The sequence below is a fragment of the Treponema vincentii genome (genome assembly GCF_010365865.1).
Classification (GTDB): Bacteria; Spirochaetota; Spirochaetia; order Treponematales; family Treponemataceae; genus Treponema.
In genome coordinates this window covers 1665302-1681002 of sequence record NZ_CP048020.1, presented here as the reverse complement: position 1 = coordinate 1681002, position 15701 = coordinate 1665302, and the positions used below count along the sequence as shown (strand labels likewise).

The following is a 15701-nucleotide window of genomic DNA, read 5'->3' as shown; positions in this document are numbered from 1 at the left end:
ATGAAAGATCTTTGTACAGCGAGCTTAGCCGAATTAAAAACGTACTTGGAAGAAGGGGTGGCCTCTTCCGTTGACATCGTTCGTGCATTAAAGGCAGCATATCAGGCGGATGAAAAGCAAACGACGCCGTTGCATGGATTTATTGAGTTTTTTGACGATGCAGAAGCGCAAGCGGAAAAAGCCGATGCACTACGGAAAGAAGGCAAGGGGGCTGATAAGCCGCTTTTAGGGTTACCCTTTGCAGTAAAAGATAATATTTCAATACGCGGGAAACTTTGTACCTGCTGCAGTAAGATATTGGACGGTTACAGAGCCCCGTATAACGCAACGGTTATTACCCGTTTAACGGAGGCTGGCGCAATCCCGATTGGTAGAGCAAATATGGATGAGTTTGCGATGGGCTCTTCCACCGAATATTCGGTATATGGGCCGTCGCATAATCCTGTAGATCGCGCGCTGACACCCGGCGGCAGTTCGGGCGGTTCCGCAGCGGTGGTTGCCGGTTTTCAGGTTCCGTTTGCGCTCGGTACGGAAACGGGTGGTTCCGTACGACTTCCCGCTTCGTATTGCGGAATATACGGATTAAAACCGACTTACGGCGCTATCAGCCGCTACGGCGTCGTCGCGTTCGGCTCTTCGCTCGATCAAGTAGGGCTTTTTGCCCGCTGTGTAGATGATGTCGGATTAGGCCTTTCGGTCGCAGGAGGCGCCGATCCGCATGATGAAACGAGTGTCCAATATGATTTTTCTTCCTGCGCATACTTGCAACCCTACGCCGACAACGAGTTAAAAAAACTCCGCATTGCATTACCGGTTGAATTTACGCAAGCGAAAGGTTTGGATACGGATGTTGCGGTGCTGTTTGAAAAGTTCCGCAGTTGGTTTGCCTCAAAGGGTATTCAAGTCGATCCCGTTTCCATACCGGTGTTGGAATCTGCCATTGCAATGTACTATGTTATTGCGCTTTCCGAGGCGGCGAGCAATCTTGCCCGTTTTGACGGAATCCGCTACGGCTTACGTGTGGATCCGGGCAAAGGGTACGACGAGCTATATTGTGCCACCCGATCAGCAGGGTTCGGCCGTGAGGTAAAACGGCGCATTATCACCGGAAACTATGTGTTGTCGCATCACCTGTCGGGGGATTGCTATGAAAATGCGCTCCGTGTCCGCGCCCGTATGGAAAAAGAGGTCGGGGCGGTTTTACAGCACTATGATTTTATTTTCTGCCCGACCGCGCCGACACCGGCGTTTAAGCTCGGTGAGCGCGTAAACGATCCGCTTGCGATGTACCTTTCGGATTTGTTTACGACATTTGTTAATTTATCCCATATTCCGGCGCTGTCGATACCCGCGGGCAAAGCACAAGACGGCCGCCCGATCGGTATGCAAATTGTGGGCGCGAAGCTTTCCGAAGGAAAAATCTTACGATTGGCAAAAACGTTGGAGGCGGAACGGGTATGAGTTCGGAATTATCCTACGAAGTAATTATCGGCTGTGAAATTCACTGCCAACTGTTAACAAAGACAAAAGCGTTCTGTTCCTGCGAAAACCGTTACGGCGGAATGCCGAATTCCCGTGTCTGTCCGGTTTGTTTAGGACTTCCCGGCGCCTTGCCCGTTGTCGGCGACGAATACGTCAAACTCGGTATTAAAGCAGGTTTTGCGCTTGGCTGCACGATCAACGAATTCAGCAAGTTTGACCGGAAGCATTACTTTTATCCCGACTTGGTTAAAGGCTACCAGATTACCCAATTCGATAAACCGATTTGTGAAAACGGTCAGGTTGAAATCAATATGGCGGCTCCTAATGAACCGCCCGAGATGCGGACAATCAGAATTGAGCGTATTCATCTCGAAGAAGATGCCGGTAAAAGCCTTCACATCGAAGGAGCGCATAGCTATGTAGATTATAACCGCTGCGGGGTTCCGCTTATCGAAATCGTATCTAAGCCGGATATGAAAAGCCCCGAAGAAGCAGCACAGTATATGCAGACAATTCGGGAAATTTTAAAGTTTATCGGCGTTACCGACGGTAACTTGGAAGAAGGCGCGATGCGCTGCGATGCGAACATCAACCTAAAAGTATTTGAAAACGGCAAAGAATACCGGACGCCGATTTCCGAAATTAAGAATATGAACTCGTTTAGAACGGTACGCGATGCCTGTGCGTATGAAGTTCAGCGGCAGCTCGAAGAGTTTAAAACCGACCGGCAGGAGTATTCGGCTGATTTTAAACGTACAATGGGCTGGGATGAGCCGAGCGGAAAAACCGTTATCCAGCGCACAAAAAATTCCGCGCTTGACTACCGTTTTATGCGCGAACCCGATATTCCTTCGCTGATGCTGAGCCGTGGATACATCGATTCGGTATGCAAAACCGTTGGAGAGCTTCCGGCTGCAAAACGGGAACGGTTTAAAAAAGAGTACGGCCTTTCTCAATTCGATGTGGAAACACTGACAACCGAGCGGAATTTAGCGGAGTGGTTTGAGGCTGCTGCCGCTCAAACAAAAGACCCCAAAAAAGTTGCCAACTGGGTACTTGCGGAAGTCCTTGCGGTATTAAATGAAAAGCATATTGGACTTGAGCAGCTTCCGTTTGGTCCTGACCATATTGCCGAACTGGTCAATGAACTTGATGCACAGACTATTACCAGCAAGCAGGCAAAGGATGTTTTTGTAGAGATGTTGGAAAGCGGTGAACATCCCCGGCAGATCATCAAAAATAGGGGAATGACGCAGGTAAGCGATACCGGCACTATCGAGAAACTGGTGGATGAGGTCTTTGCGGCAAATCCCCAAGCTATCGCCGACTGGAAAAAGGGCAAGACTAATGTCGCCGGCTGGCTGATGGGGCAGGTGATGAAAAAATCGCAGGGCAAGGCGAATCCTAATCAAACTACGGAACTGGTACGGAAAAAACTTGCTGCGTTATAAATGCATTACAAAAAGAAGCAAAAAGCCCTCTAAAAAGTGTATTTTTAGAGGGCTTACGGTACCATGTCGATGGCCTTACGTGCATTTAAAGGGCAATAACCATGGTTCTTTTTTTTAAGTTTCATATTTCTTTTTCTATTTACCTTGCGATAAATAGGAAGTTATAATAAAATAATAAGAGATATTGTGTGCTAAATGTAAAAATTCGGATGATGGAGTTTTCTTTAGGAAAATGGTGGTCATTTCCGAATGCGGAGAAATAAATGTCAGAACAAAAAAACACGCATACTGTTGGACAGGAAAGGGTAAAATTTCCGATAGCAGTAAAATTGGTTATGATGATTTCCATTTTACTTATTATTGCGCTTGGAACGATTACCCTATTGGTAACATGGTTCGGCAGCGAAGATGTCCGAATTACTGCCGAGGAAAACAACCGAACGGTGAACGCTCAAGCGGCAAGTTCCGTTGAAAATGAACTTTCTTCCATTAGAGCAAATGCTTTTCTGTTATTGGATCTTATCAATACAGCCGAAAGTTCAAGCAGTTTTGCAAAGCAAGCTGCCGCGTTTTATTTTGAACGCAACCCTTCGGTTGCAGCTGTTCTGGTTACCGATTCACGACGTTCTGACGGTATCGACCGTACATTGCTGAATACGACGTTCTTTTTATCCCATGAGCTGGAGCCGTCACTAGTAGAAGCGTTTTTAAAGCAAGAACGGGAGGCAGCGGCTCAAGTAGAGCAGGGGATTATGAAGATCCTCAATGCCGCGCCGCTTTTTAATCAACCGATGTTGGTCTTGTTTTATCCGTATAAAGAGAAAGGTCTTGCACAAGGGCTTGCGGTATTCTTTTCTGCAGAGAAGCTCTCCGACGGGTTCGGGCAAGGGACATTGCAGACAACGTATCTCGTAAACGATAGGGGGGATGTACTTATTCATCCTGATTTTGATCTTATCCGCCGCGGTGCGAGCGTCGCTACCTTTCCGCTCTTTACCCAAATGCGCGAAAACGGCGATACCAACCGGCAAATGCTGTTTCAGGATGAAGCAGGTAAAAAGTATTTCGGTTCGTATACGCGCCTTTCACTCGGCGATGCGGCGGTTCTTACCACTGCAGAAGCGGAGCAGGTTCTTGAGCCCGTCAACGATACGGCAAAGCGCAACCTCTATTTAAGCATTGCGGTACTCGCTCTTTCGGCAATGTTTGTGTGGTTCTTATCCAAATCCATCAGCACACCGATCAAGCTGCTGACCGTCGCAGCTCACCAAATTGAAGCGGGCGAATACGAACTTGACTTAAAGCCGAAAACGCATGATGAAGTGGGGCTTTTAACTTCAAGTTTCGTACAGATGGGAAAAGGTCTTGCTGAACGGGAACGCTTAAAGGATTCGTTCGGAAGGTTTATTAATAAGGAGATCGCGGAGCTTGCAGCGCAGGGGCGGTTGGCACTCGGCGGTGAAACCAAAGAAACAACGATATTCTTTTCGGATATTCGTTCGTTTACCGCGATTTCGGAAAAACTCGAACCGTTTGAAGTTGTCGGATTTTTAAATGAATATATGACTCAGATGGTTGAATGTGTCAATGACACACATGGTGTTGTCGATAAGTTTATCGGCGATGCGATTATGGCTGTCTGGGGTGCGCCGACGAGTTCCGGCTCTCCGCGCGAAGATGCGTTGAATTGTATCCGCGCAGCGCTCCGTATGCGGGCAGCTTTGATGCAGTTTAACCGCGGACGGGGAGGGGATAAAAAGCCGATTATCCGCATCGGATGCGGTATCAATTCCGGGGCGGTCGTTGCCGGGCAAATCGGTTCTCAGAAGCGTATGGAATATACAGTTATCGGCGATGCGGTTAACCTTGCCTCCCGAACGGAAGCGCTGAATAAACCGATGGGTACCGACATTCTTATCACCGAATACACCTATAAGCTCGTGCATGATCAGGTTCTGGTAGAAGAGATGCCGTCCGTTACCGTAAAAGGAAAAGAGAAACCGCTCCGCATGTTTGCGGTCATCAATATGCCCAACGAAAAAGGTATTCCGGGTGCGGGCGAAAAAGGGCCGACAAGTCTTAATCAGATTAGAAATGTGTTGGGAATCCCTATTCCCGATTTTGCAAAGGTAAATCTCAATGAAGACGAGAAAAAATACAAAATCCAATCCTAGTTTTAAAAATCCGGGTGTGGATATTTCCGTTGTAGCCCTTTGTCTATTGATCATTTTTATTTGTTCATTTTTATTCGTGAGGAATTTAAATAGAACATTTTCACGTAACGATAAGACACCGGTTGCGACCGTGCAGTATAAGTATAAGTCGGTTCAGCGTAAGTTTATCGACCGCGCTGTCTGGGATCGTCCACAACAGAATTCCCCTGTGTATAACGGTGATACGATACGTACATCCCCCGAAGCGGAAGCAACATTGTATTTTATCGACCGTAATGTCGTCGAGCTCGGTTCAAATACAATGATTCAGGTGTTTGTCAATAATGAAGAATCCCGCATTGATCTGACGGATGGGCTTGTGTCAGTTGAAACTTCGGACTCTTCAAATATGCTGATTAGTTCGGAAAATACGACAGCGAAGGTTTCAAAAGGGTCTTCGTTTCGTGCGGATAAAAGTGGCGAGGGGAGTCTGCAGCTTGTCGTCGAAAAAGGGGAAGCCGCCGTTACCGGACAGGATGGAGCAGGCACTGCCGAAGTGTTGACCCAAGGGGCGGTAATGCAGGCGGGTGTTCAGCTTCCGCTTGTGGTGGTAAGACCGGGAAAAAACATTAAACTGCTTGACCAGAGCGGCCGCGGCACCGATGTGCCCTTCCAATGGCAAAGCTCATTGCCCACCGGTGAGGAGATAATACTGGAGACTTCACCGCTCGGTAGTTTCTCCGATGAAGTTCAAAAATACACGGTTACCGGTTTGACGGAATTTACGCTTACGCAACAGAACAGATCATTCTATTGGAGGCTTTATTCTTCTGCCTCCGGATCGTCTGACGCGAATGTGCAATCCGGTAAGGTGAATATTATTGCGGCTCCTGCTCCGGTACTGTTGGAACCGGCTTTCGAAGCGGAGTATACCTATACGGAGACAGCTCCAATCGTACGATTCTTGTGGGAGGGAAATTCCCTTGTCGCTTCTTATTTGTTGGAAGTTGCCGACAATCCTGAACTGAAAGCCCCCCAATTCAGCCGCTTTATCAATACTCAATCGCTGACGTTATCCGAGTTCGGTGAAGGAACATGGTATTGGCGCGTTACCCCTCGGTATCTTATCGGAGTTGAAAATGCGCCTGAAGCGTCGAAAGTATCGTTTTTTCATATAGAGAAACAAGCTGCCGCAGCCGAAATCCCACAGGTGTTATTTCCTCAGGCAACGGCGGAAACTGCGCGTGGGAAAGAAATGGCTTTTGCATGGAAAAACATCTCCGAAACAAAGTCGTATCGGCTTAAAGTTGCAAAAGACGCCCAAATGAAGACGATTGTCGTCGATACCATCGTTGAATCCAATTCTTTTAAGCTTGATAATGCCGCAACGGTTTTGCCTAACGGTGAATACTATTGGACGGTATCGGGAATCGATTCAAAAGGTACCGAGATGGTCGCTTCCGCACCGGCTAAATTTGAAACGGTTAATACCGATTATACACTGCGTGGTATTTTCCCGCCTAACGGATATGTACTTGCAGATACTCTGTGTCCCGATACCCGGTTTACATGGAAAACAAACATCGAAACGGAAAAACACTTTCAAGTATCCGCTTCCCAAGATTTCTCGACACTTGCTGTCGATATAAAGACATCCGGTAACGGCATTGAAGGAATTTCTTTACCGCAAGGTCAGTGGTATTGGAGAATAGTCTCCGAAGGCGGTCAAGCGGGGACGATAAAAACCGAACCTAAGTATTTTACTGTTGCGCCTCCGTTGGAGAAACCGAATTTATTTGATGTCGGGAATACCGTTATCGTTTTTCCTGAGGGTAAAACGAAATTTGCGTGGTCACCTGTTAAGGGCGCGGATTATTATCAGGTGCGTATTACAAAAATCGGTCAGGAAGATTCTCCGTTATATGAAAACTTATTTATTACCGAGACTAAAGTTGAAATTGCTTTGCAACGTGTCTTAGAAGGCAACTACCGAGTTAGTATTCAAGGCTTTGCCTCCGCTTCCGTAACGTCGACGCGGCGGTACGGCTTAGCTGTTGATCATAGCTTCGCACTTATGCATCTAAAACCTGTAGAACTGTTATATCCGGCTGACGGGGTAAAAATAGGCGGACTTGAGGCTGCGCTTAATCCGTTTACCTTTAAGTGGAAATCGGTTGTTTCTCCTGCTACATCAAAACTCATATTGAGAAAATCGGGTACTGCTAATCCGGTTTTTGAAGTATCGGATCCGTCTACAGAAATACAGGCGCCACCGCTCGAATCGGGAAGATATACATGGGAAGTAAAAGCCACGATACCGGAAGGATTTGATATTTCGTCGCGGAAACGGTTTGTATTTACCGTTTTACCGGTACCTCCACTGCCACAGGTTGTATTTGGTTTCCCCAAAACAGATACGGTATTAGATGCTTCTTTTTTTAAATCAAACCGGAGTATCGATTTTAAGTGGGATAGAGTATCGGATGCTACACATTATCATTTTAAACTCTCCGATTCTTCCGGACGGGTAGTGTTTACAGCCGATATTCGTGCAGACGGTGCAACAAAGCCGATGGTCAGCTTTAAGGACATTGCGCGTCTATCCCGCGGTATTTTTTCTGCAGAAGTGAAAGCACAGCGGCGATTAAGCAACGGAAAAGTATTCCAAGACGGTACTGTTTCGCGTGTACGTTTTCGAATAGATATTCCTAAGGGGAGAACGGTATCGACGGATGAGACGGGAGTTCTATATGGAAAATAAGTACGGCTTACTACTTGCCGGTATCCTCTTTTTTTGTTTTATTCCGTTACCGGCGCAACAACTCTCTTCCTCTGCCCAAGAAACAAAAAAAACGGTGGATGAAAAGAAAAATTATTTCCTTAAAGAAACCGATAAAGGTGTTACGCTTGTACAGCGCCTTTCTTGGGAGAAGTTGGATGATATTTTGGGGTTTGAATTTGACCTTGAACAGCAAGATAAAAAAACGAAAGTATGGCGTGTGATAGATAAACGTACTGTAAAAACGAATTATGTAGACGTTTCTTTGTCTCCGGGGGATTACCGTTTCCGTGTGCGGGTTATCAATCTTTTAGGCCAAAAAGAAGAGTCGAGCGAGTATCGTAACTTTGCCATTCGTATTGCGTATCAACCGGAAGTTTCGACGGTCTCTCCGCAAGTTATCAACTTCGATGAGTTGGAAGATCAAACACTTACTATAACCGGTAAAAATTTTCATGAAGATACGGCTTTTGTCCTTAAAAATGATCTTAGCGGATCTGTTTTAAATGGAACTGTGATTGAGTTAAAGGACAACGGTACGCATGCAGTCGTCTCTTTTGAGTTTTTGAGAGCAAATCCGGGAACTTATACATTTGCAGCAGTTGATCCGAGTGACCTTTCGGCAGAAAAAGACGGTATTGTGTTCCGATTTCAGAAGCCGATTGATATATTTATTTCAGGTAACTATGTTTTTAACGGTTTTATCGGTAACCGAATATTAGCAAAAAAAGATTATTTCAACACAAGTATTGCACCTTTGGCTGGCGGTATCCGGCTGACTGTTGCTCCGATAAAGCGGTTTTACGGAAATTTCGGTTTTAATTTTACCGGTTCAGGAGCCTATTTAAGAAATAAAACCGATGGGTATACGCTCAATGCAGGAATATTATTTGCTCAACTGAATGCTGCTTATTTCTATCCCATTATTAAACATCGATTGATATTCGATGCACATGCCGGATTTGGTACGATGTTTCTCGTAAATACCCAGTTTACCTATAATACAACTAATACAACGGAAAAACTGACAAGTGAGAAGGCATGGTATTGGGGATTAACATTCAATGTTGGTACGGCCTTGTATGCATATGTGTATAAAAAGCTATATATCGAAGTTAATCTTGATCATCTTATTCCGATTCGAAGGGGAAACGGATTTCCGAAATATATCATCCAACCGCAGCTGGGTATCGGGTGGGAATTCTAAAAAGTTAAGCATCTCTTAAAAACTCAATGAGCTTTTAGAGATGTCCGGTGTTTAATCTGTATATTCGATAGTTTCTACCATCCGGTCTTTTGATAACACCGTATTGGGGAATATTTCCTGTGCGTCTTTTAAAAGCTGCTTTAAGTCATGATCCGTATAACGAGGACTGTAGTGAATGAGTGCCATTTTTTTTACTGCAGCGTCTCGTGCAATTTGGGCTGCCTGAGTACAAGTCATGTGTTTTTTTTCGGCAGCATCTTGTTCCATTCCTTTTGCAAACATGGATTCGCAGACTAAGAAGTCGGATCCGGCAACCTCCGGTGCGATGCTCGGGAGATATTTTGTATCGGTTACAAATCCGAATTTTCTGCCATTTCGAGGCGGTCCGAGTACTTGGCTGCTTTCTACGACAGTACCGTCTGCCGCTTCTACGGCCATTCCTGCCTGCAGCTTTGACCAGAGCGGTCCGCATGGGACATTAAGCCTGCGTGCTGCTTCGGGATCGAAGGCTCCCGGCCGGGGAAATTCCTCAAATACATAGCCGAGACACGGCTTAGTATGCTCAAGCCAGAATGCCCGCACTTGAAACTCATCGGTTTTATACACAATGCCGGGTTCGGTAATTTCTTGGATAATGATTTCGTAATTGATATACATATCGAGAACTTGCCGGCTTGTTTCGACGTATTCTTTAATTTTCGGCGGGCCGATAATGTAAAGTGGCTCATCGCGGTCAACCTGTGCCGATAACATCAGAATGCCGGGCAATCCCGTTACATGATCCGCATGGGTATGACTGATAAAGATGGTATTGATTTTTTTCCATCGGAGGTTGAGGCGGCGTAGGGAAACTTGCGTGCCTTCGCCTGCATCAAAAAGAAATAAATCGCCCTCACGGCGAAGCAGCACCGAAGTAAGATGACGGTACGGTAAAGGCATCATGCCCCCGCAGCCCAAGATAAATGCTTCAAGATTCATAGATGGAAAATAGTATACCTATTTTGGGACTTGACGTAAATAGTAAAATAAGATAAACTCTTTTTTGTTATTTATCGAATGCGGGCAATTAGCTCAGTTGGTTAGAGTACAAGCATGACACGCTTGGGGTCGCTGGTTCGATTCCAGCATTGCCCATATCCCACCGCATAATGTCTAATCGAATAATTGGTATACAGTATTGATATTTCTGATGCATTCCGAACAAAGATACGGCTGTTTTGCGTCCTGTTTCGTAAGCGAACGCGCATAGGCTCGTGCACAGTTTTATCCCCCGACGCAGAGCATCGGGGGATACTGATTGTTTATTTATTATTGAGATTTTTTAAATAAGTCGATATTTCAGAAAAACGGAAATGCAAACCGAATTTTAAGTAGCAGAAAGCAGCAATTCCGACGATTAAGATTCCGAGTATGATAAACACCGCTTTTCGCCCGTTTTTCTTATCGGCAAAGGGATCGATGGGAACCACGATGCTGCCGAATGGAATAGCGGCGAGTTGGGTAAGCTGAGTTCCGAACGGAATATTAATTCTTGTGCGGATATTTATCGCCCAGCCGTTTGCTTCAAGAATCGGAGCAATACTGCGTTTCCGCAATTTCGTCGAAGCTAAAATCATCGACGGACTGGAAATACAGAGCAAAATACCGATAAGTCCGAGCGGAACCCAAAATCCTAATCCGAATAATGCTTGCAGAATGCTGCCGATTAAGGCTGAAATACCGCCTAATGCAGTACCGATCAAGGCAATGGTTCCTAAGTCGAGTTTTTTGGCTGCTGTCGGTGCCGCAGTCGCTGGGGCTGTACCGGCAACAGCTTGCTTGTCAGCGGTTGTGACGGTGGCAGCCGTCTTGGAAAGCAAATCGGCTGATTTCGCTTCTCCTGCTGCAGCTCGTGCTGCAATTTGCGTTTCTATCATCGCAGCTAATTGCTTATACGGCATGAAGAATGCCTGCCGGACACTGATTGGGTTGGCAATGACTTTTGTAACAACTGCGTTCCAATCCTTGCCGGCGCGGTCGTAGAAAATACCGTTTCGACCGATTACGATATTGTCGCTATCACCGTTTGTAAACAAGGCAACGATTTTTTTAGTGGTTTCTCCCTTGCGGCTGATATCGCAGTATACCAAATAGGCACCGGAAAGCGTATCCAAGGTCGCATGGCGAGCATCTCCGTTAAGTTCAAAGCATAAGTCTGCTGCACGTGTATCAAAATACAATACGCCGGCTTGAAAAACCGAACCTTTACCCTCATAAAAGTCGCTGAAGCTGATATAGTTTTTCAATAACGTAACAAAATCGCGGCGTAGGAGCACGAGTTTTTCCAAATTAGATACATTTCCGCGTTCTTTTTCTATCGTTAATGCATATCGAATTAACGAGGATACTTCTCCTTGTTTTTCGCCGTTGATAAGCGCTTGTAAGAACGGAACACTGAGCAACGCTACCGGTGTAGTAGGTTTCCCGCTCAAACGTCCCTGATACGGTGTCAGTTTCTGCACTATGAGGGCAAACTCATCTTGTGTAATGCATTCTTTGTGCCCGAGCAGCGGTGTAACGGTATCTTCTACAAAGGTTTGTAGTTTTGCTTTCCATGCAGGATTGATTCCTTTTGTCAGGGGTAATGGGTTATCAGCGGCTGCTGCGGCGAGGGGTAATGCATACAGCGCTTCATTATCGTAATGAATACTTTCGGTTGCAAGTTGTTGGAATACCTGTTCGTCTGCTGATAAGGCAGCAGCCTTGTCTGGTGCATACTCGGTTAATGTACAGCGTAAAAAATAATCTTCCACCTTTTCTTTTATAGCGGCGAGCGCCGCTGCGGCTTTTTGGGTATGTTCCAGATCAAGCGGCAGAATCCCTTCTTCTTTCAAAGAAATCTGCCATGCTAAAAATGCCTCCGCATCGGCCATTAAATCTTGCAGGATACGTTGTTGAACTCCGTCTGTAAGTGTACCATTTGCAATACAAGAGGCAATGGCAATATTGATGATCTGTTTTAGCTTATCATCATCCGATTCATCGGCTGCTATCGGTGCATTACAGTCCGGTATATGTGCATCAAAAAATTTTTTTTGTGTTTCTATATCCGCTATCGAAATTTCTTGTGCATCATTCTTTTTGATATGATCCAGTAACCAACGAGCACTGGCGCGAAGCGTCTCATCCTTAATCAATTCAAGCGGTACGGAATCTCCTTCCTCCAGCAACAAAGAAATATCGGAAAGCTGAGTATTAATCCAATCAACGGTAGCGAGAATTTCAGGTGGACGGATGAATCCGTCACCATCATAATCAAGCAGCGAAATCGTCTTAGGATCAAAAAATATCCCCTGAGTTGGCATTGCCAAAACTGTCCATAATTTCTGATCAAGTTCGTACAAATGCGTGATATCATCTGCATCCTTCAAGATGACCTGTGTAACACCGCCGAAGCGCGAAAAATTCCAACGGTGTTGGTCAGTATTTTTTTGTAGTATCATAGTGCCTCGTGAAGATATTCTCGATGATTCCGCTTGAAATGTCAATGACAGGTGTTTAGAGGGGTTTTAATGTCGGGGATATTCGAAAAGTAACCAACTTTTCGGATATCCCCGTTCCCCGTACTTTAAAATAATTCGGTATAGATTTTAATCAGCCGGTCTCTGTCAAGGAACACAAAGTTATTTGCCATAAGGCGCTGCTGATTTGCAATGACGCTGTCGGCAAATTCGGCAATCTGCTCTTTTTTCATACCGTATTCGTGCAGCGGTTTCTTTTTGAGCAGACAGTTGAGCAGCTTTTCCAACGCATCGTAGACATGTGCCGTATCACATCCGAGAATATCGGCCATAAATCGGTTCAGTTTTGCAATCTCGCCGTCTTTTTTAATTTCAAGATAATTTTTCAAGACGCCGGTAAACATCGCGTAGTTCGATTCACCGTGAGCGACATGGAAGGTTGCACCGATCGGATAGCTCATCGCGTGAACCGCTGCGCATCCTGCAATGCTAAATGCGATACCTGCATAGTTAGATGCAAGCAGGAAATCACTTAACAGCGGAAGCCGTGCATCGGGGCTGCTTTTCTCGATTTCTTTATAGCCTTTTAAAATCATCTCGATAGCTTTGTATCCGAACAGCTTTGTGCTTTCCGTTGCTTTGGGTGAAAGCGATGATTCAACAGAATGCACCAATGCATCGATAGAGCTTGTTGCAAAAAATTTAAAGGGCAAGTCTTTCAGCAGTTCGGGAATCAGCACCGCATAGTCGCCATACATTGCATCGTGCGCAAGGCCTTTTTTTGTTCCGCGGGCATTCAGCGAGAGTACGGCGATATTGGTTACCTCCGATCCGGTACCGCAGGTAGTCGGTACGATAATCAGTTCTTTGCCCTTTACGATTTCCTGCTTTCCGTCGTATAAGTCCAACACCGGCGAGGTGTGCTTTAAGGAGAAAAACTTCGAAATGTCGATGACGGTTCCGCCGCCGATTGCGATAATACGCTTATAGCTGCCGTGTACATCTTTGTACATAGCTTCAACCATATCGTCGGAAGGTTCTCCCGCACCGTATTTTTCTTGAAAAAGCGTCGCGCAAGGCAGGTTCAATGCGCCGAAAAACGGTTTGTAGATATACTCGTTTGTGATAACAAGATCGTCTTTTCCGAGTTTGAACGCTTCCGCAAATTCTTTCGCCGTTTCAAACTTATGAATTTCAGGTTTTACCGCAAGCTGTTTCATGGTCTTTCATCTCCTTTTTGTTGTACGTTTTCATTAATTTCGTTTGCCCTATCCCAGAGGTCTCCTGCACGGCCGTAAGAGCAGCAGCTGAACAAAACAGGGTCTCCGTTTCGTTTAAACTGTTCTCCAACGCCGATACAGGCAGCCTCTTCAATGGATAGTTCTATTTCTCGTTTAACGGTTTTAATCCGGCATACGGTTTTGGTATGTTCGATCACTTCCACATCCGCGCCGGCTGCAATACCCATGTTTTCCATCCGTCTTTTAAGATCGCGCGAGCCGTTTATTTTTTTGACGGTATAAACGGCGCAGGGCGCTTCTTGTAATGTCATCATATCATACCGATCCTTTTAAACGATTTTGTTGCCGGAGTTATGCGGCACTCTGAGCGTCGGATTTTTTTGCAAAGAGCTCGGTGCCTTCGATAACAGCCCACAGGATAATGCCGATAAGTAGTGCCCATCCGGGGGTATAGAAGCAGAGCGCCGAAGCAATAACGCAGGCGATACCTCTTTCATTACGGTTGGTACACATTGTCATTCCGACGTTACCGCAGGCAAAAGCCTGAACGCCCATCGTAATGCCGAAGAATATAGCGAAAGCCGGACGGATAAGCGTAACGAGCGGAAGAATTAAAACGGCAATAACGGTTGCGGCACGGAACGTACAGACGCCATCCCAGTAGCTATGCAGCGTTTTGTATCCTCTCTTGTAGCGTTCCGTAATGGTCAGCAGACCCGATGCCCAAAGTGGGCCGCACATGGGAACCCACGGTGCAAAGAGCGACATGATGCCGTTACGCAGGAATGACACGAGATTTGATCGTCCCGCATCGAAAATAACGGTTTCATCATCGCGGGTAGCGGTTGCCTCGGTGACAATTTCTTTTTGCAAGAACAAAGTCGGAGAACGCAATAATATAGACGGTAAGTGCCATCGGCAATGCCGCCAAGAAGAATTTTGTAGCCGGCATCCCTAGGCCGAAAATGGTGAAGTGTTCAAGCACAAAACCGAAAGACAGTGGCGTAAAGCCCCATTGAATATTCGGCACGGCTATTTCTCTGATAAGGAACGGCGCCAACACGATGGCAAATACTTGTGCCGGAACAACGCCTTGGTTGCGGAGCGTATCTAATGTCTTGTTCTTTGAGGCAGCCTTCGCAAAGGTCGAGTTAAACAAGAAGAAGTAGGACATCAATACCGCTATGACAACGGTAATCGGCGCTTTGGGCATACGGGATTGGAATACGTTGATACCTGCGGTAACGCCGGCGCCCAATACGATACCCGCCTTAATGGAGCGTGGTACCGCATCGACCAGTTTACGTCCGATACCGGTCACGCCCATCACTAAGAAGAAAAGCGCTACAACCATTTGCAAGGCGATCATTGCATAGACGCGGTCAACATTTCCTGTTGCGTAGTTAGGCAGTTCCCATTGTGCCAAATACTTTAAGGTAAGCGGGAGCGCGGGGGTAATCCACCCGGGGACGACGGGGTCTCCAAGTAATGACGGCAGATAATAACAGATAGCGTTTAGTACGCCGAATGTCAGCGACATCAAAAAGACGCTGTTCTCCGTCATTCCCAGTGCCGCGATATTTTCGGGATTGTCGAACCCGAAAGTCGTCATTGTGGTAGCGGTTCCTGCTCCGAGACAAGCGACGCCGAGAAAGAATGCAGCGAGCATTTCCGTCCATGACCATTCGTGATGGATCAGCGGAATGCGTAAATTGAATGGGCCGAGCGGAATGTACGGCTGCACGCCGCCGAATTCTCTCTTCTTTAAAGGAAATTTCCCTTCATTAAAGTGCTCCGGCATCTTTGCAGTTGCGAGTTGGTCACTCATGTGAGCCTCCTTTGTTTGTTTTTGCAGCCCCTAAAAGCTGATTGTGCCTTTTGCAGCTGC

11 protein-coding genes and 1 tRNA gene are annotated in these 15701 nt (G+C 46.2%); 6 read left to right on the top strand and 6 right to left on the bottom strand.

Annotated elements, in window-relative coordinates:
• The 5 genes from gatA (at window position 1) to GWP43_RS07795 (ending at window position 9072) form a co-directional block, all read left to right on the top strand.
• Window positions 1–1461, top strand: coding sequence for an Asp-tRNA(Asn)/Glu-tRNA(Gln) amidotransferase subunit GatA (gatA, locus tag GWP43_RS07815; protein WP_162664809.1), 1461 nt, complete (start codon window positions 1–3; stop codon window positions 1459–1461).
• Window positions 1458–2933, top strand: a complete 1476-nt coding sequence (gatB, locus tag GWP43_RS07810) for an Asp-tRNA(Asn)/Glu-tRNA(Gln) amidotransferase subunit GatB (protein ID WP_162663696.1) — start codon at window positions 1458–1460, stop codon at window positions 2931–2933. The genes gatA and gatB overlap by 4 nt, the downstream gene beginning before the upstream one ends.
• A 263-nt stretch (window positions 2934–3196) precedes the next feature.
• Window positions 3197–5107 carry an adenylate/guanylate cyclase domain-containing protein gene (locus GWP43_RS07805; RefSeq protein ID WP_162663695.1) on the top strand — a complete coding sequence of 637 codons (1911 nt, stop codon included), beginning with the start codon at window positions 3197–3199 and terminating at the stop codon, window positions 5105–5107.
• On the top strand, window positions 5073–7847 hold the full coding sequence (locus GWP43_RS07800; RefSeq protein ID WP_162663694.1) for a FecR domain-containing protein: 2775 nt from the start codon (window positions 5073–5075) through the stop codon (window positions 7845–7847). Before GWP43_RS07805 ends, GWP43_RS07800 begins: the two co-directional genes overlap by 35 nt.
• Window positions 7837–9072 carry a fibronectin type III domain-containing protein gene (locus GWP43_RS07795; RefSeq protein ID WP_162663693.1) on the top strand — a complete coding sequence of 412 codons (1236 nt, stop codon included), beginning with the start codon at window positions 7837–7839 and terminating at the stop codon, window positions 9070–9072. The genes GWP43_RS07800 and GWP43_RS07795 overlap by 11 nt, the downstream gene beginning before the upstream one ends.
• Window positions 9073–9123: 51 nt before the next feature.
• Here GWP43_RS07795 and GWP43_RS07790 read toward each other — a convergent pair whose 3' ends face one another.
• Window positions 9124–10050, bottom strand: coding sequence for a ribonuclease Z (locus GWP43_RS07790; RefSeq protein ID WP_162663692.1), 927 nt, complete (start codon window positions 10048–10050; stop codon window positions 9124–9126).
• 82 nt (window positions 10051–10132) lie between these two features.
• Here GWP43_RS07790 and GWP43_RS07785 point away from each other — a divergent pair.
• Window positions 10133–10206 (top strand) — tRNA-Val (locus GWP43_RS07785).
• Between the two features lie 167 nt (window positions 10207–10373).
• On the opposite strand, the gene GWP43_RS07780 is transcribed toward GWP43_RS07785, so the two are convergent.
• The 5 genes from GWP43_RS07780 to GWP43_RS07765 form a co-directional block, all read right to left on the bottom strand.
• The gene (locus GWP43_RS07780; RefSeq protein ID WP_162663691.1) at window positions 10374–12554 is read right to left on the bottom strand and encodes a hypothetical protein; all 2181 of its coding nucleotides are present in this window, start codon (window positions 12552–12554) and stop codon (window positions 10374–10376) included.
• A gap of 125 nt (window positions 12555–12679) precedes the next feature.
• Window positions 12680–13792 (bottom strand): 4-hydroxybutyrate dehydrogenase, encoded by a 1113-nt coding sequence (locus GWP43_RS07775; protein WP_162663690.1) that lies wholly within the window; start codon window positions 13790–13792, stop codon window positions 12680–12682.
• Window positions 13789–14127: a ferrous iron transport protein A gene (locus tag GWP43_RS07770; RefSeq protein WP_162663689.1), complete on the bottom strand. Its 339-nt coding sequence runs from the start codon at window positions 14125–14127 to the stop codon at window positions 13789–13791. The genes GWP43_RS07775 and GWP43_RS07770 overlap by 4 nt, the downstream gene beginning before the upstream one ends.
• Before the next feature lie 37 nt (window positions 14128–14164).
• On the bottom strand, window positions 14165–14686 hold the full coding sequence (locus tag GWP43_RS14245) for a hypothetical protein (RefSeq protein ID WP_203232393.1): 522 nt from the start codon (window positions 14684–14686) through the stop codon (window positions 14165–14167).
• The gene (locus GWP43_RS07765; RefSeq protein WP_203232392.1) at window positions 14643–15641 is read right to left on the bottom strand and encodes a hypothetical protein; all 999 of its coding nucleotides are present in this window, start codon (window positions 15639–15641) and stop codon (window positions 14643–14645) included. The genes GWP43_RS14245 and GWP43_RS07765 overlap by 44 nt, the downstream gene beginning before the upstream one ends.
• Window positions 15642–15701: the final 60 nt, after the last annotated feature.